This window comes from Novosphingobium sp. SL115, from assembly GCF_026672515.1.
GTDB lineage: Bacteria > Pseudomonadota > Alphaproteobacteria > Sphingomonadales > Sphingomonadaceae > Novosphingobium.
In genome coordinates, this window is sequence record NZ_JAPPRG010000002.1 from 1195830 (window position 1) to 1212161 (window position 16332).

General features: G+C 63.7%; 19 protein-coding genes and 1 tRNA gene. 14 read left to right on the forward strand and 6 right to left on the reverse strand.

Annotated features, from left to right (window positions below):
* Positions 1-19 precede the first annotated feature (19 nt).
* On the forward strand, positions 20-637 hold the full coding sequence (locus OVA07_RS07330) for a hypothetical protein (RefSeq protein ID WP_268170806.1): 618 nt from the start codon (positions 20-22) through the stop codon (positions 635-637).
* A gap of 34 nt (positions 638-671) precedes the next feature.
* On the opposite strand, the gene OVA07_RS07335 is transcribed toward OVA07_RS07330, so the two are convergent.
* The gene (locus OVA07_RS07335) at positions 672-1007 is read right to left on the reverse strand and encodes a hypothetical protein (RefSeq protein ID WP_268170807.1); all 336 of its coding nucleotides are present in this window, start codon (positions 1005-1007) and stop codon (positions 672-674) included.
* A gap of 366 nt (positions 1008-1373) precedes the next feature.
* On the opposite strand from OVA07_RS07335, the gene dksA reads away from it, so the two are divergent.
* From dksA to OVA07_RS07355, 4 genes are all read left to right on the forward strand, one after another.
* On the forward strand, positions 1374-1832 hold the full coding sequence (gene dksA / locus OVA07_RS07340) for an RNA polymerase-binding protein DksA (RefSeq protein ID WP_268170808.1): 459 nt from the start codon (positions 1374-1376) through the stop codon (positions 1830-1832).
* A gap of 160 nt (positions 1833-1992) precedes the next feature.
* Positions 1993-2388: a PilZ domain-containing protein gene (locus OVA07_RS07345; RefSeq protein ID WP_268170809.1), complete on the forward strand. Its 396-nt coding sequence runs from the start codon at positions 1993-1995 to the stop codon at positions 2386-2388.
* A 48-nt stretch (positions 2389-2436) separates the two neighbouring features.
* Positions 2437-3903 (forward strand): ABC transporter substrate-binding protein, encoded by a 1467-nt coding sequence (locus OVA07_RS07350; RefSeq protein ID WP_268170810.1) that lies wholly within the window; start codon positions 2437-2439, stop codon positions 3901-3903.
* An 83-nt stretch (positions 3904-3986) separates the two neighbouring features.
* Complete coding sequence (locus OVA07_RS07355; RefSeq protein WP_268172643.1) at positions 3987-4379, forward strand: DUF4112 domain-containing protein; 393 nt, start codon at positions 3987-3989, stop codon at positions 4377-4379.
* Between the two features lie 22 nt (positions 4380-4401).
* On the opposite strand, the gene OVA07_RS07360 is transcribed toward OVA07_RS07355, so the two are convergent.
* Positions 4402-4578, reverse strand: a complete 177-nt coding sequence (locus OVA07_RS07360; RefSeq protein ID WP_268170811.1) for a DUF1674 domain-containing protein — start codon at positions 4576-4578, stop codon at positions 4402-4404.
* A 73-nt stretch (positions 4579-4651) separates the two neighbouring features.
* Between OVA07_RS07360 and OVA07_RS07365 the strand changes: the two genes are divergently transcribed.
* Positions 4652-5926: an RsmB/NOP family class I SAM-dependent RNA methyltransferase gene (locus OVA07_RS07365; protein ID WP_268170812.1), complete on the forward strand. Its 1275-nt coding sequence runs from the start codon at positions 4652-4654 to the stop codon at positions 5924-5926.
* On the opposite strand, the gene msrA is transcribed toward OVA07_RS07365, so the two are convergent.
* The gene (gene msrA / locus OVA07_RS07370; protein ID WP_268170813.1) at positions 5923-6459 is read right to left on the reverse strand and encodes a peptide-methionine (S)-S-oxide reductase MsrA; all 537 of its coding nucleotides are present in this window, start codon (positions 6457-6459) and stop codon (positions 5923-5925) included. The two genes, OVA07_RS07365 and msrA, sit on opposite strands and share 4 nt — an antisense overlap.
* Positions 6460-6554: 95 nt before the next feature.
* Here msrA and OVA07_RS07375 point away from each other — a divergent pair, with 95 nt between their 5' ends.
* The 6 genes from OVA07_RS07375 to OVA07_RS07400 all read left to right on the forward strand — a co-directional run bounded on the left by OVA07_RS07375 (position 6555) and on the right by OVA07_RS07400 (position 10659).
* Positions 6555-7421 carry a class I SAM-dependent methyltransferase gene (locus OVA07_RS07375; protein ID WP_268170814.1) on the forward strand — a complete coding sequence of 289 codons (867 nt, stop codon included), beginning with the start codon at positions 6555-6557 and terminating at the stop codon, positions 7419-7421.
* 64 nt (positions 7422-7485) lie between these two features.
* Entirely contained in the window at positions 7486-8334 is an 849-nt protein-coding gene (gene aguB, locus OVA07_RS07380; protein ID WP_268170815.1) for an N-carbamoylputrescine amidase, read from the forward strand.
* 12 nt (positions 8335-8346) lie between these two features.
* Complete coding sequence (gene folK / locus OVA07_RS07385; RefSeq protein WP_268170816.1) at positions 8347-8838, forward strand: 2-amino-4-hydroxy-6-hydroxymethyldihydropteridine diphosphokinase; 492 nt, start codon at positions 8347-8349, stop codon at positions 8836-8838.
* Between the two features lie 21 nt (positions 8839-8859).
* Positions 8860-8935, forward strand: a tRNA-Lys gene (locus OVA07_RS07390).
* A gap of 212 nt (positions 8936-9147) precedes the next feature.
* A complete protein-coding gene (locus OVA07_RS07395; protein WP_268170817.1) occupies positions 9148-9444 on the forward strand; it encodes a hypothetical protein in 297 nt (98 codons plus the stop codon).
* Positions 9445-9642: 198 nt separating this feature from the next.
* A complete protein-coding gene (locus OVA07_RS07400; RefSeq protein ID WP_268170818.1) occupies positions 9643-10659 on the forward strand; it encodes a DUF4424 family protein in 1017 nt (338 codons plus the stop codon).
* Between the two features lie 9 nt (positions 10660-10668).
* On the opposite strand, the gene ybaK is transcribed toward OVA07_RS07400, so the two are convergent.
* On the reverse strand, positions 10669-11145 hold the full coding sequence (ybaK, locus tag OVA07_RS07405; RefSeq protein WP_268170819.1) for a Cys-tRNA(Pro) deacylase: 477 nt from the start codon (positions 11143-11145) through the stop codon (positions 10669-10671).
* Positions 11146-11237: 92 nt separating this feature from the next.
* On the opposite strand from ybaK, the gene OVA07_RS07410 reads away from it, so the two are divergent.
* Positions 11238-12566 (forward strand): Hsp70 family protein, encoded by a 1329-nt coding sequence (locus OVA07_RS07410; protein WP_268170820.1) that lies wholly within the window; start codon positions 11238-11240, stop codon positions 12564-12566.
* Positions 12563-13024: a GreA/GreB family elongation factor gene (locus OVA07_RS07415; RefSeq protein ID WP_268170821.1), complete on the forward strand. Its 462-nt coding sequence runs from the start codon at positions 12563-12565 to the stop codon at positions 13022-13024. The genes OVA07_RS07410 and OVA07_RS07415 overlap by 4 nt, the downstream gene beginning before the upstream one ends.
* Here OVA07_RS07415 and cobA read toward each other — a convergent pair.
* The gene (gene cobA, locus OVA07_RS07420) at positions 13021-13791 is read right to left on the reverse strand and encodes a uroporphyrinogen-III C-methyltransferase (RefSeq protein WP_268170822.1); all 771 of its coding nucleotides are present in this window, start codon (positions 13789-13791) and stop codon (positions 13021-13023) included. The two genes, OVA07_RS07415 and cobA, sit on opposite strands and share 4 nt — an antisense overlap.
* Positions 13788-16331 carry a molybdopterin-dependent oxidoreductase gene (locus tag OVA07_RS07425; RefSeq protein WP_268170823.1) on the reverse strand — a complete coding sequence of 848 codons (2544 nt, stop codon included), beginning with the start codon at positions 16329-16331 and terminating at the stop codon, positions 13788-13790. The genes cobA and OVA07_RS07425 overlap by 4 nt, the downstream gene beginning before the upstream one ends.
* Position 16332: the final 1 nt, after the last annotated feature.

Consider the following 16332-nt stretch of genomic DNA (forward strand, 5'->3'; position numbering starts at 1 on the left):
TACGCCATAATGCCCCGCCATGAACCAAGCTTCTTCTTTGAATGTCGAACCGGGCGCCGATGGGGAATCGCCCGCGCTTCCTGATCTGATTGCCCGGACTGCCGCATCGCTAAGAACGATGGCTGATGAGCTGGACAATGGCACGCTGATCGAGCCGGTCGAATGGGTCATCCCGATGTCGGACATTGGCAGCCCAAAAATGGAAGAGCATTGTGATGCCATCGTGGCGCGGCTGGGCCGCAAGCAGATGGCCGTTTATGCCATTGGCTTTGACGAGCACGTTCCGTTGCAGCGCGTGCATGAATTTGTGGATGGCAATAAGGTGCGCAACAAGGCACTTCCCGTTGCCGAGCGCCGGGCATTTGCGCGCGTCAACAAGCGCAAGCGGTGCGCGGACAGCCGCTGCCTGTATATTGGCAAGTCAGAGAAGGTTGCGGAAAGAATACGCCAGCATCTGACTGAGGCGCATCCCGCAACTTTTGCGCTCCATCTGAATTACTGGCCGAAAGATATTCCCGGCAACCTGATCGTTCAGGTCATCGGTGTTTCCTCGGTTCAAAGCACGCTGCTCTCTTTCATCGAGGATCAGATGGCTGGCGAAATGTCGCCCATTCTTGGCCGTCGCGGCTCTGTCTGAGCCATTGAGGGTCTGAGACGCTGATGCGGCGGCTTCAGGCCGCCGCCCGCCCACTGCGCAACCATTCACGCGCGCGGCGCTGTGCTTCGGCAATCTCGCGCGCGGTCATTTCATCCGCCACATCGGCGCGGCATTGCGCGGCTTCTTCGTGCCCGCCCACGGCGGCAAGGTTGAACCACTTGTGCGCTTCGATCATGTCGCAGCCAACGCCATGGCTGCCGGTGGAATAGGCCACGCCCAGATCGAACAGCGCGTTGCTGTCGCCATTGGCGGCGGCGGCAAGGCAGGTGGCGACGATGAGGTCGGCGGCATCATGTTCCGCAGCAGGTGTTTCCGCTTCATCGACCAGCTTGATCCAGGCTTTTCCCATACCGATTTCCCCCTTGGCGGAGCGAAAATCCCTGTGGCTCCGATGAGGACATCGTCACCAATCTTGGTCAATAAATGGTTAACGTCATAATTGGTGTCGATCTGGCGGCAATTCAGGCGTTTCTGTGTGATCGCCCGCACGCTTCAGCCGCGCTTCATGCGGGATATGCGTATTGGGCAATTATGGGCGCAAGTGCATGGGCCGGATCGTCACCGCGTTTTCATCAAAGCGAAGTAGCGGGGCAACGCTAAATGCTTGTGTGGATTGAGGGGCAATCCTATAGGCGCGCCAGCACAGGAGCTTGCGCGCCCGCCAGGGAAGAATGCGAGCCGGGAGGGGCGGATAGCTTGTTATGCGGAGGGCCGAATGGCTGGGGTCTTGAGTGACGAGATTGACGTTCTGGCAAAAGCGCGCCGCGCAATGCCGGGCGATTATGTGCCAAGCGACGACGAACCTTACATGGGTGAAGTGCAGCAGGATTATTTTCGTCGGCTGTTGCTGGAATGGAAGCGGTCGATTCTGTCCGCCGCGGCTGGAACGCTTTCTGCATTGCAAGATGGCCCGATTCGCGAACCTGATCTGAACGATCGCGCGTCGAGCGAAACTGATTGGGGCATTGAGCTGCGCACCCGCGACCGTCAGCGCAAGCTGATTGCCAAGATCGATTCTGCCATGCGCCGGATCGATGAAGGCGAATATGGTTACTGCGAAGTGACAGGTGAACCGATTGGTCTGGGCCGGTTGATCGCCCGCCCGATCGCCACGATGACGGTCGAGGCGCAGGAAGCGCACGAACGGCGGGAAAAGATTTCCCGCGATATGTGATCGAAGGGCCACCGCGAAGGTGGCCCTTTTCGTATGGCAGGCTGGTTAACGTCTGCACCTGATAATGCGTCGTTTACCTTGACCGTTTAGGAAGCGATCAGGATTTTCTGTAATGTTCCTGCGTGCGGGAGCATGGATGCGCTCCTGGCGTGGGACACTTATGGCAACGGCGGAACCTTCGGTGACTGGTATCGACCATCGGCAACTGGGACGTGACAGCCTTCTGCTGATGGCAGAAGTGCGTCTTGCCGGTAGCGGTGACGATAACGTCAGCGGCGAACACCGCGTGAAAGTGCGCAACCTTTCTGCTGGCGGCATGATGGCCGAAGGTCCGATGAAGGTGGCACGCGGCACCCAGGTTGAAGTAAACCTGCGTAATATCGGCTGGATCGAAGGCGCGGTTGCGTGGATTCAGGACAACCGTTTCGGCATCGCCTTCATCAACGAAATTGATCCCAAACTGGCGCGTGCGCCAGTGGGGCAGGGCGAATCGACACCGCGCTTCGTCAAGCCGCCGATTGCCCACTATGCCACCGGGCCGATGCGCAAAATTTGATCGAACTTCGCGCTGATTTGCGCGTTCGCCTGTGCTAGTGCTGTGGCGATGGCTGCCCGAATTGCGACTGCTGTTGCGCTTTGCGTGTTGCTTGCCTCATGCGGCAAGGGGCGTGATGGCGCGCTGGACGTTGCCGTCATGGGCGATAACGGCGCGTTGAAGGAACGCGGCACGCGGCTTTCGCCCGCAGCGCAACTGGTGCGTGCGGCCATGGCCGAAGGGCTGGTGGGATTTGACGAAAAGGGCCGCGTGGTCCCCGCGCTGGCCGACCGCTGGATCGTTACCGACAATGGCCGCAGCTATATTTTCCGCCTGCGCGATGGCACCTGGCCCGATGGCAAGCGGATCAATGCCGAAACAGCGGTGGCTGCGCTGCGCAAGACCATTGCCGGGCTGAAAGGCACGGCGCTGGGGCTTGATTTGGCGGCGATTGACGACGTGCGGGTGATGGCCGACCGCGTGATCGAGATTGATCTGGCTGCGCCAGTGCCCGAACTGCTGACCTTGCTGGCGCAACCCGAACTGGGCCTGCCTTATGGCGGCAAGGGCGTGGGACCGATGGTCAGTGCGGCGGGAGAGGATGGGGCGCAAGTGTTCACCCTGATCCCGCCGGAAAACCGGGGCCTGCCCAAACAGGCGAACTTTGCCCGCCGCGCGCGCCCGCTGGCGGTCACGTTTGCCAGCCCGGCCAAGGCCGTGGCGCGCTTCAACGATGGCTATGCCGATGTCCTGCTGGGCGGCAAGGTGGATACAGTGCCGCTCGCTGGGCGAATCGGGCTTACGCGCGGCAATGTGCAGCTTGATCCGGTGATCGGCCTGTTCGGGTTGATGGTGGCCCGCACCGAAGGTTTCCTGGGCGATGCCGCCAACCGCGAAGCGCTGGCCATGGCAATAGACCGTGACACCATACTGGCATCGTTCAACATCGGCGGCTGGCAGCCCACCACACGCATCGTCTCTGCCGATGCCGAGGATGATCTGGGCACCATTGGCGAGCGTTGGCAGGGCATGGGGCTGGATGACCGGCAGGCACAGGCGCGCGCGCGAGTGGCTGCATGGAAAAACGCCGGGCGGGCGCTTCCCACGCTGAACGTGGCCATGGCCGATGGACCGGGTTCGGGGCTGGTGTTCCAGCAATTGCAGGCCGACTTTGCCCGAATCGGCCTTTCGGTGCGCCGCGTGCATGAAAATGACCGCGCCGATTTGCGCCTGATCGATGTGGCCGCGCGCTATGGCCGGGCGACATGGTTCCTGAACCAGCTTTCCTGCGCGGTGCAAAAGGCGGTGTGCAGCCCGATTGGCGATGAACGGGTAGCCGAAGCGCGCCGAGCGGTCGATCCACAGGCGCGGGCGGCCCTGCTGGCCGAAGCGGAGGCGGAAATTACCGCGGCCAACGGCTTCATCCCCATTGCCCGCCCCTTACGTTGGTCGATGGTGCGCGGTGGCACCAGCGGTTTTGCCCAGAACCCGTGGGGCTGGCATCCCTTGCCGCCGCTGGCATGGCTCCCCAGATAAGGGGCATGGACAAGCCCACCGTGATTGATCTTTCGCCCATCGGATCAGGTTCGCGCAGCACAGGCGCTGCGCGGCCAGAAAGGATGAAGGTAGAAATCCCCGGCCTTGGCAACGATGCGGCATCGGTGCGCCAGCGGGTGGAGATGCTGGAGCGGGTGCTGGAGCGCAGCTTTACCATTCCGGTCATCCGCCGCGATGTGGGGCTGGATGCGGTGGCGGGGCTGGTGCCGGTGCTGGGTGACCTGCTGACCGCTGCGATGGGCGCCTATGTGGTGTGGGAAGCACGCAATCTGGGCCTGCCCAAGTGGAAGCTGTGGCGCATGGGCGCGAACGTGGCGGTGGATACGGCACTGGGCGCGGTGCCGCTGGTCGGCGATGCGTTCGACCTGTTCTTCCGGTCAAACTCCCGCAACCTGAAAATCCTGCGCAAGCACCTGGACAAACACCACCCGCAGGCACGGGTGATCGACGGGTAGGCCTGACGGTAAGGCTGTTCTGTCAGAAATCGATGGCTATGCCGTTCTTTTCCCAATCGCCAAAGCGGGTGGGATCAATACCGTCAGGATCGTCGCCCTGCTTGATCGGCTGGGGCGTGGGCGCGGGGTCGTTGGTCCAATGCGCGGGCACGGTGAAATTTGCCGGGCGCGAGGTGGCGCGGGGAGTGGGCTTGTCCATAAATGCGCAGATGGGCCTTCGCGGGGCGAAGCGCAATTGCCATTTGGGGCAGCAGGGGCGATAGGCCGCAACTATGGCCCGTCCCAAAACCTCAAACGATGCACCCGGCGAAGAGATTCCCGGCGTTCCCGCCCGCCGCGCCGCGCTGCGCCTGCTTGATGCAGTGCTGCGCCGGGGTGAACCGCTGGATCAGGCCGCGCCCCCCATCCTGCGCGCCATCGAACGCGGTGACGACCGCGCGCTGGCCATGGCGATCGCGCAGGAAGCGCTGCGCTGGATGGCCGATCTTGACGCGCTGATCGATGACAAGACGCGCGATGTGCTGCCCGAAGACGCCAAGGCGCGCAACGTGCTGCGGATCATGCTGGCACAGGCGCTGCGGCTGGGTCTGCCCGGCCATGCCGTGGTCGCCACCGGCCTGCCGCTGCTGATGGGCGGGCCGCGCAGGCTGGCTCATGGCGTGTTTTCCGCCGTGACCAAGGCCGCGCCGGAACTGCCCGCCGCGCCTACCCTTCCCGAAGCTGCGGCAACCCGCTGGCAGGCTGCGTGGCCTGGCCGGGTCGATGCAATCGCCGCTGGCCTTGCCGAACCGCCGCCGCTGGACCTGACCTTGCGCGATGCGGGCGAAACCGCGCTGTGGGTGGAAAAGCTGGGCGGGCAATCGCTGGCACCGGGCCATGTGCGCATTGCGCGGGCCGGGTCGGTGGAAGCGCTGCCGGGCTTTGCTGATGGTGCATGGTGGGTGCAGGATCTGGCCGCCAGCGTTCCCGCGCGCTTGCTGGGCGCAGGGGAAGGTCGTCGCGCGCTTGATCTATGCGCTGCGCCGGGCGGCAAGACGCTGCAACTGGCCGCTGCCGGGTGGAATGTCACCGCGCTGGATAAATCGGCGCGCCGGGTGGAGCGGTTGCAGGAAAATCTCAAACGCAGCGGGCTGACCGCCGATGTGGTGGTGGCCGATGCGTTGAAATGGCAGCCGGACGCCCCGTTCGACGCGATCCTGCTGGACGCGCCATGCAGCGCCACCGGCACCTGCCGTCGCCATCCCGACGTGCTGCACCGCAACGCCGGGGTTGAACTGCTGGCCGATCTTCAGCGCGACATGCTGGTCCGCGCGGCAGGCTGGCTCGCGCCGGGTGGGCGGCTGGTTTACGCGGTCTGTTCGCTGGAGCCGGACGAGGGAGAGGCGCAGGCCCGCGCCTTCACCGGCCTGGCGCCCCAGCCCGTAACCGATGCGGAACTGCCCGAAGGCCTTTCCGGATCGGACGGCTGGTTCCGCACCGATCCGGGCATGTTGGCACATGCTGGCGGCATCGACGGCTTCTTCGCCGCGCGCTGGGTGAAGGGCTAACCCTTCACCTTGGCCGCAAAGCTTTTGCGCAGCTTCATCAGCTTGGGCGGGATCACCGCAAGGCAATAGGGGTTCCGCTGTCCTTCGCCGTCCCAGTATTCCTGATGGTAATCCTCTGCCGGATACCATGGCGCAAGGTCTTCGATGGTGGTGACGATGGGCGCAGGCCAATCGGGCTGTGCGCGTGCGATGGCGGCTTGGGCTTCGGCCTTCTGGTCATCGTCCAGCGGGAAAATGGCAGAGCGATACTGCGTGCCGACGTCGTTGCCCTGACGGTTCAACTGCGTCGGGTCATGCGTGCCAAGAAAGATGTCGAAGATCTGCCCAAGGCTGATCGTGTGCGGATCGAACGTCACGCGGATCGCTTCGGCATGGCCGGTCAGGCCCGAACAGACCTGTTTGTAGGTAGGGTTTTCCACGGTGCCGCCGATATAGCCGCTTTCCACCGCGCTCACGCCAATCACATCGCGGAACACGGCTTCTGTGCACCAGAAGCATCCGCCCGCGATAATGGCCGTTGCTTGTTCGCTCATGCGTCTTATTCTCCTTGTATGGAGAGGAGATAGGCAGGCGCAGGCCGCTTGTCATCGTCCCCCTTGCTTATCTTACCCGGTGCGGAGAATGCCAGATGCGTAAAGCCAGCCTTGCCCTGTTTACCCTGATCGCCGGACTGGGCGTTGCTACGCCTGTTATGGCACAACATGAAGGCCATGCTGCCAGCACGAAAGTCGCCATCGATCCGGCGCTGGCCGCCGCCGTGGCCGATCCGCGTCGCAAGGATGATCGTGCGCGCGACAAATACCGCAAGCCCGATGAAACGCTGGCCTTCTTTCAGGTGACGCCGACTATGAAGGTGGGCGAATATGCTCCCGGCGGCGGCTGGTATTCACGCCTGTTGGGCCTGTATCTGGGCCCAAAGGGCAAGCTGGTGGGCCTCTATTTCGATCCCAATTCCAGCGCGTTCAGCGAACAGATGCAAAAAGGCATCCGCGAAGCGGCACCCAAATTTCCGGCAGAGGTCGCAGGTTGGTCGGGGCAGCCTGCAGACCGCTTTTCATCCTATACGCTGGGTGACGTTCCCGAAGGCGAAAAGGGCACGTTCGACCGCATTCTGATTATGCGCATGATGCACAACCTGTTGCGCTGGAACATTGCCGACGGTGAAATCAAGAAGATGCGCGATCTGCTGAAGCCTGACGGCATGATCGGCATCGAACAGCACCGCGCCAAGGCGGATGCCCCCTATGCCTATACCGATGGTTCCAAGGGCTATCTGCGCGAAACTGACATCATCAAGTTCATGGAAGTGAACGGCTTTACCTTCGTCGGCAAGAGCGAGGCGAACGCCAATCCTGCCGATCCCGCCAACCATGTCGAAGGTGTGTGGACTCTGCCCCCGATGCTGCGCGGTGCCACCGATGATGCCACCAAGGCAAAGCTGCAGGCGATTGGCGAAAGCGATCGCATGACCCTGCTGTTCCGCAAGCGGCCCTGAACCATGACGTGACAGGCGCAGGCGGCGGTTGAATTGCGGGGCCAGTGGAATTAGGTCCACCGGCATGACCCAAATCTCCGTCGCCGCCCTGCAGCTTCCCCTTGGTGGAGGCGAAGCCGAGAATATCGCCGCCACCGCCGCTCTGGTGGAACAGGCCGCGCAAGGCGGGGCGCAGATCGTGCTGCCGCCCGAACTGTTTGCCGGACCCTATTTCTGCAAGGTTGAGGATGAGGCCCTGTTCGCGCTGGCCTATCCGCTGGATCAGGACCCGTCGGTGCGTGAAATGCGCAAGCTGGCCAAGGCGCATGGCATTGCCATTCCCACCAGCTTTTTCGAACGCGACGGCCACCATTACTATAACACGCTGGCGATGATCGGCCCGGACGGCGATGTGATGGGCATCTATCGCAAAAGCCACATCCCGGACGGTCCGGGGTATGAGGAAAAGTATTATTTCCGCCCCGGCAACACCGGGTTCAAGGTGTGGGACGTGTTCGGCACGCGCATCGGTGTGGGCGTGTGCTGGGACCAGTGGTATCCCGAATGCGCGCGCGCCATGGCGCTGATGGGCGCGGAACTGCTGTTCTACCCCACGGCCATCGGGTCGGAACCCTACGACGCTGACCTCGACACCAGCCGTATGTGGCGCCGCGCCATGCTCGGCCATGCGGTGTCGAACTGCATGCCGGTGATCGCCGCCAACCGCATCGGCACCGAAGACGGCCAGCGCTTTTACGGGCACAGCTTCATTTCCGATGAATGGGGCGATTTCCTGACCGAATTTGGCGCAGGCGAAACCGGCGTGCTGTCCGCCACGATCGACCTGACCCGCGCCGCCACGCACCGCGCCGGCATGGGCTTCTTCCGCGACCGCCGCCCGCAGCTTTACAGCCGCCTCGCCGAAGACATCTGACGCAGCGGCGCGGTGAACCGCTATCTCATCGCACTGGGATCGAATCAGCGCCATCCGCGCTTCGGCCCGCCTGCTGCCATCCTGCGCGCGGCGCTGGCCGCCATCGCGGAGCGCGGCATAACGCTTGAGGCTGCGAGTCGCATCATCCGCAGCCGCCCCTTGGGGCCGTCGCTGGGCGAATATGCCAATGGTGCTGCAGTGGTGGAAAGCGACCTTGCCCCTTTGGACATGCTCGACCTGTTGCAAGACGTCGAGGCCGCGTTCAGCCGCAAACGACAAGGCCAGCGCTGGCGCTCGCGCACGCTGGACCTTGATATCGTGCTGTGGAGCGGCGGGTTTTGGGCCGATGACCGGCTGATTATCCCCCACCGCGAATTTCGGGCACGGGGCTTTGTGGTCCATCCCGGCGCGCAAATTGCTGCCGATTGGCGCGATCCGGTCACCAACCTTTCGCTGAAACATCTCTCCACCCGCTTGACCCGCCGCCCCGCGCCCCCTAGGTGACGCGCCACGCCACCAACAGGCGGGCCCTTAGCTCAGTCGGTAGAGCAACTGACTTTTAATCAGTAGGTCGCTGGTTCGAACCCAGCAGGGCTCACCACCTTTGCCGGTGATGATCGGCTACCCATAGCGAACCGCCATCGTTATCTCACCGCCATTGCAGATTTAGGCGTCCGTGTGTTCTGAACCCCTGCCATGATATGGCATCAGGCTTCATGGCATGGGGCTGCGCTGCTGCGCCCTGTACATCTCCGTCCATAGTGATCCGGGCATGGTTGCCCGATCCGGTCGGAAGTCAACGGGAGCATGCCCATGAAATCGCGTATTGCCATCGGCCTTGGTGGCCTGAATCTCGCGCTGGTTGCAGCCGCGGTACTTTCCACGTTCGTCACGCCTGCACAGGCGCAGGGCGTGAACAAGGGCATTGTCGAAAAGCCCAACCGCGCCGTTGCCTGTCCATCGGGCTGGAAGACGCCAGATGGCGATACCGCGCTGTGTGAAGCGCAGGGGAGTCTTGCGCCAAAGATCTATGGCAAGAAGGAAAAGGACACCTGCGCCGATGGCTATTTCGAGGTCTATCGTGTGTGGTGCTCCACCAAGCGGCCCTAAACTGCGGAGGGGGCGCTGAAAAGTTTGCTGATCGCTGCCGGTTCGATTGCGACCCGGACCGGCAGTGAAAGGCTCCCGGAGCGCGCCATGGTGCGCTCCGGGTCTTCCCTTTGGGATGGACGTATCACTTGTGGAAATGGCTGCGCCGATGACTGTATCGCGCCTGCCGGATGAATCGCGGATAGGGCGGCTGGATTGATGATGGTGCGCAACGTGGTACTGGCGGGATTGTTGCTCACGTCCGCGCCGGCGCTGGCCAACGATTCCGAAGCCGCGCTGGGGCTGGGCGGGCTGCTGTTTGAACACAACGCCCAGATCGCGATGGAAAGCGAAGACCTGTTCCTGTCGGCTGAAAAGGTCGATGTCCGCTATACCTACCGCAATACCTCCACCCGCCCGCTGACCATCCTTGTGGCTTTTCCACTGCCCGATGTGCCGCTGGAAGGGCAGGATTGGGATTGGATGGAGGCGAGCTATCCCGATTGGGACGACATTGGCATGGTCACCCGCGTCCAGGGCCAAGAAGTGCAACTGATGCGCATTGATATTCCCAAGGTGGCGGGCAAGGACGTGTCCGCCCGCCTGAAGGCAGAGGGCTGGCCGGTCCGGTTCTGGCAGGATGCTGGCCTTGATGCCCGGCTGAATGCACTATCCGCCGATGACAAGTCCGCGCTGGTGGCCGAAGGGCTGCTGACACGCGAAGGCATGGAAGGTCAGGATGTTCGCCCTGCGTGGAGCGTTTCGACCAGCTTTGTGCGCACGCAGACGTTCCCGCCCGGCGTGGCAGTGACCGTGCAGCACAGCTATACCCCGCGCCTTGGCGGTTCGGTCGCCTCGGCTCTTGACCGTGATGCGCGTGAAGAAAGCATGCCCGGACGTGGAGGCTATACCAGCACCTATTGCGTCGATCAGGCGTTCCTGCGCGGCTATGATCGCAAGCGTTACAAGCCCGATGGCGGGCGGAACCATCTGGTCTATCCGGTGGAAACCTGGCTGAACTACACGCTGTCCACCGGGGCCAACTGGAAAGGCCCGATCAAGCGCTTCCGGTTGACGGTGGACAAGGGCAGCCCCGATGCCCTGCTCAGTCTGTGCATGGACGGTATCCGCAAGATATCGCCCACCCGGTTTGAAGTGGTGAAGACCGATTTTGAACCCGACCGCGATCTGGAACTGCTGATCGTCAGGATGATCCCGACGGAAGGCGGGCAGTAGTCCCGCAAATCAAGCGGCGCTAACGTCCGCCACCACCGCGTCAAGCACGCGCGCGGCATCTTCGCCCGCAAGGCACACCTGCAACCCGCGCTGCCCGCCGTTGATGAAGATCGTGTCCCACAACAGCGCGGTTTCGTCGATCACCACCGGCACCTTGCGCATCTGACCGAACGGGCTGATCCCGCCCACCTTGTAACCGGCCAGCCGTTCGGCCTCGGCGGGTTTCATCATCATGGCGGCCTTGGCCCCCAGTGCCGCCGCTGCGCGCTTCATTGCCACTTCGCCGTCACTGGGGGCAATCACGCAGGCCGGTTTGCCATCGGCCAGAATCATCAGCGTCTTGAACACCTGTGCCGGTTCCACGCCCAGCGCATCGGCGGCGGCGCGGCCAATGCTGTCGGCATCGGCATCATAGGCATAGCTGTGCAGGGTGAAGGCAACGCCTGCCTCTTCCAGCATCTTTGTCGCGCGGGTTGCTTGTGCCATCTGGCCTTTCCGGTGGGGTTGAAGCAGGTTGCGGGAACCGGCACGCGCTGCCATAGCCGCGCGCCGTCCGGGGATGAAAGGCGTTTTCCGCAATGCAGGCTTTATCGTCCGGTTCTGTCGGGATTGATTTTGGCACCACCAATTCGGTCGTCGCGCTGTCAGGTGCGGCGGGCAATGCCGACCTGGTGGATTTTGCCGCGCCCGGCGGCATTTCCAGCGTGTTCCGGTCTGCTCTGTGTTTCTGGGAAGACAGCGCGGTGCGCGGCGGGCTGGGCCATGAAGCCGGGCCGTGGGCCATCGCCGAATTCCTCGACTTTCCGCAAGGATCGCGGTTCATCCAGTCGTTCAAATCGGTGGCGGCCAATCCGACGTTCGATCAGGCCAACCTGTTTGAAAAGCGCCTGCGGTTTGAAGACTTGGGGCAGACTTTCCTGCGCCACCTGATCGACCATGCGGGCGATGCCCTGCGCCATCTGCCCGAACGTATCGTGGTGGGCCGCCCGGTACGCTATGTCGGGTCGCGGCCGGATGCGGCGCTGGCGCGCGCACGGTACGATGCGATGTTCGCCATGCTGGGGCGGCCAGTCCACTATGTCTATGAACCGCTGGGTGCGGCCTACAGCTTTGCCACGCGGTTGACCGAAGCGGCCACGCTGCTGGTGGCCGATTTCGGCGGCGGCACCAGCGATTTTTCCATCGTGCGTATCGAAGCGCCGGGCGAAAGCGGGGCAGGGCAGGCGCGTTGCACCCCGCTCGGATCGTCCGGCATTGGCATTGCCGGTGACCGCTTCGACTATCGCATTATGGATCACCTTGTCCTGCCGATGCTGGGCAAGGGCGGCACCTATCGTTCGTTCGACAAGGTGCTGGAGATTTCGCCCGGCCACTTTGCCAATTTCGGGGACTGGTCACGGCTGGCGATGATGCGCAACCGGCGCACCATGGACGAACTGACGCGTCTGCACCGCGCCGCCACCGACCCTGCGGCCATCGCGCGGATGATTGCCGTGGTGGAACACGAACTGGGCCATGGCTTGTATGAAGCGGTGGGTCGGTTGAAGCGCCAGCTTTCCACGCAGGATCAGGCCGAGTTCCGCTTTGAAAGCGATGACCTGACCATCACCGCCGATGTCACCCGCACCGATTTCGAAAGCTGGATCGCGCCCGATCTGGCGCGCATTGCCGAAACGGTCGATGCCGCGTTGACAGGCGCTGGGCTTGCTCCCCAACAGATCGACCACGTTTTCCTGACCGGCGGATCATCGCTGATTCCGGTGGTGCGCCGCCTGTTTGAACAGCGTTTTGGTGATGCGCGCATTGCCAGCGGCGATGAATTGACCTCTATCGCTCATGGCCTTGCGCTGATCGGGCAGGCCCCCGACCTTGCCGACTGGATCGCCGCAGAGGAGCCCAAGGCATGAGCGTTGCCTTCCGCCGAGAAGGCGATGAGGAACATCTTGAACCCAAGTTCGAACTGCCCATTCCGCCGGGGCCAAATCTGGTCACCCCGCGCGGGCTTGGCCTGATCCGGGCCAAGGGTGCCGAAATCGAAGCCCGCCTCGCTGATTTGAATGATGAGGCCGATATCAAGGCCACCAGGCGTGAACTGCGCTACTGGATCACCCGCGCGGCGACGGCCCAACTGGTCGACACGCCCGATGGATCATGCGTGGCCTTCGGCACCACGGTATCGTTCCGGCTGAACGGAAAGACGCGCGAAATCACTATCGTTGGCGATGACGAGGCCGATCCGGCGGCAGGTCTGCTGTCATTTTCTGCGCCATTATGCCGCGCGATGATGGAAGCTGAACCCGGCGAAAAGGTCGACTTCGGCGGCAAGGCAGAAGCGCTGGAAGTGTTGAGCGTCCGCCCCGCCTAAACTTTCATGGCGTGTTGCATCGCGTGGCTGTTGCCAGCCCGTTCCGCCATCGCTTTCCCCACCATCAGCAGCGCAGGCCCATCGCCCAGCGCGGCTTTGGCGGCCAGCGGCAGCAGGTCCAGCCGGGTGTGGAAGTGCCGTTCGTTGGACAGGCTGGCCGATTCCACCAGCGCCACCGGGGTTTCGGGCGGCATTCCGGCAAGGATCAGGTTGCGCGAAACAGCCGTTGCCGCCGCCTTGCCCATATAAATTGCCAGCGTGGCGTCGGGGTCTGCCAGCGCCTGCCAGTCAAGGTTCAGTTCCTCGCCCGCGCGGGCATGGGCGGTCACCAGCACCAGCTTGCGCGCCAGCCCGCGCAAGGTAAGTGACTGCCCCAGCCCCGCCGCCGCTGCGCTCGCCGCCGTCACGCCGGGACACACGCGGGCGATGATGCCCGCGTCGCGGCAGGCGTCCAGTTCTTCGGTCGCGCGGCCAAAGATCGAAGGGTCGCCGCCTTTCAGCCGCACCACCCGCTCGCCCGCCAATGCGGCTGCAACGATCAGCTTGTCGATCGTGCCCTGATCCTTGGAATGGCGGCCAGACCGCTTGCCCACATGCACCATGCGCACACCCGGCGCGGCAAGGTCCAGCACGTCTGCTCCCACCAGGGCGTCATAGAACACCACGCTGGCGCTGCGGATCAGGCGTTCGGCCTTGCGTGTCAGCAGTTCCGGGTCACCCGGTCCCGCGCCCACCAGCCACACCATACCATCGGGAAAATCGGTCATTCCGCCGCCTCCGCCAGTTCATCGTTCCATTCGCGCAGCAGCCGGGCAATGGCCGGGCGGCACGATCCGCAATTGGTCCCCGCCGCGCAGGCCACGCCCACATTGGCCACCGTTTCAGCTCCGGCCTGTGCCGCTGCGATGATCTGCTTGGCGCCAATGCCGTGGCACACGCATATGATCGGTCCCCGGTCGGACGCAGGCGCGCTGGGCCGCGCGGCCAGCAGTTCGCTCAACTGCGCCCCGCTCTGCCCAAGCTGGTCGGCAATCCATTCGCGTGCGGGCAATTGGCCGCTGCGGGTGACATAAAGCCCTGCCACCAGCGCTCCATCGGCGTCCAGCACCGCCACACGGCGCATGCCCCGCGCCAGATCGACCGCTTCGATCCGTTCGCCTTCGGGCAGCAGCGCATCGGCATCCACCATGCCATCGCCCGCCAGTTCATGCAGCCACCCGCCTGCAACGCGCGACCGGCTCCACCACACCAGCCCATCAGGTGCAATCGCATCGCCGCGCACCAGAAACGCGCGCCAGTCGCTCGCCACGGCTTCAACCCGGCAGGCGTTATTCTTGAAGCCCGGCTGGCCCGATACCGGATCGACCGATTGATCGGGCATCAGGTTGCCGCGCCCGCCACTGGCCATGGCATCGGTCCAGTGCATCGGCACGAACACCTGCCCGCGCGCCTGCCCATCGGTCACTGCCACGCGGAACACCGAAGCGCCGCTGGCCGAAACCACCCGCGCCAGTCCGCCATCGGTCACGCCCGCCACCGCTGCATCGCACGGATGCACTTCCAGCAGTGGTTCGCGCCGGTGCTGCGCCAGCGTGGGCGAAAGGCCGGTGCGGGTCATCGTGTGCCACTGGTCGCGATAGCGTCCGGTGTTCAGCCGCAGCGGAAAGGCAGGGTCAGCGGCGCGGGTGCGCGGCTCGACCGGCACCACCTTCGCTACCCGGCCGTGCATCGGATGCCGCCCGCCCCACAGGAACGGTGCCATCGTTTCATAGTCTGCGTCCGAAATCCCGGCCTTGTCGGTCAGGTCCAGCACTTTGCCGTGCTTTACGGAAAGCGCAGTCATCGCCGCATATTCGCGGAATACGCCCGCCGCATTGGTCCAGCCAAACGCTTGGCCAAAACCCATGCGGTCAGCCACATCGGCGATGATCGCCCAGTCGGCGCGCGCTTGCCCCGGCGCTGCAAACAGCGCGCGCTGGCGGCTGACGCGGCGCTCGGAATTGGTAACGGTGCCGTCCTTTTCGCCCCAGCCCAGCGCGGGCAGGCGCACATGGGCGAATTTCGCGGTGTCGGTATCGGCGATCACGTCGGATACCACCACCGTTTCGCACTGGGCCAGCGCCTCGCGCACAAAGCCCGCATCGGGCATGGATACGGCGGGATTGGTCGCCATCACCCACAGGAACTTCACCCGGCCATCGTGGACCGCGCGGAACAGGTCCACCGCTTTCAGGCCCGGCTCGGCACACAGCCGGTCGGTCTGCCAGAAGCCCGCCACATCGGCGCGTTCAGCTTCGGAAAAGCCCAGATGGCAGGCCAGCATATTGGCAAGCCCGCCCACTTCACGCCCGCCCATGGCGTTGGGCTGTCCGGTCATCGAAAACGGCCCCGCGCCCGGCGCATTGATGCGGCCTGTGGCGATGTGCAGGTTGATGATGGCATTGCCCTTGTCGGTTCCCGCAACCGACTGGTTGGCCCCCATCGAAAACACGGTGACCATGCGCGGGCGCGCCGCCACCATATCGGCCAGCGCGGCAAAGACCGTCGGGTCCACGCCGCCGTTACCGTCCACTGCGGCGGCAACGTCTTCGGCCAGTCCGCGCTGCACCATGTCTGCCAGCAGTGCATTGAACAGCGCCACATCGCCATCAGGCGAAACGGCCACATGCAGATCGGCCTGCTCCGCCGTTTCAGTGCGACGCGGATCGATCACCACAATCTTCGTGCCTCGCGCTTCGCGCGCGGCTTCGATCCGCTGCCAGATAACCGGATGGCACCATGCCGTGTTCGATCCCACCAGCACGATCAGGTCAGCCTCGTCCAGATCGTCATAAGTGACCGGCACAATGTCTTCGCCAAAGGCGCGGTTGTGTGCGGCCACGGCGCTGGCCATGCACAACCGGCTGTTGGTGTCGATATTGGCGCTGCCGACAAAGCCCTTCATCAGCTTGTTGGCCACGTAGTAGTCTTCGGTCAGCAATTGCCCCGAAACATAGAACGCCACGCTGTCCGGCCCGTGGGTGGCGATGCAATCGCGCATCTTCCCCGCCACTATGTCCAGCGCTTCGTCCCATCCGGCCTGGCGCCGGCCGATCATCGGCGTCAGCAGCCGCCCGTCCAGCGCCACCGTCTCGCCCAGATGGGTGCCCTTTGAGCACAGCCGCCCAAAATTGGCGGGATGTTCGGGATCACCCTTGATGGTGACGGATCGTTCGCCCGTCACCTCGGCACGAATGCCGCACCCGACGCCGCAATAGGCGCAAGTGGTGCGAACGGTGCCAAGGTCAGAGGCGGGGGCGAGCACCACG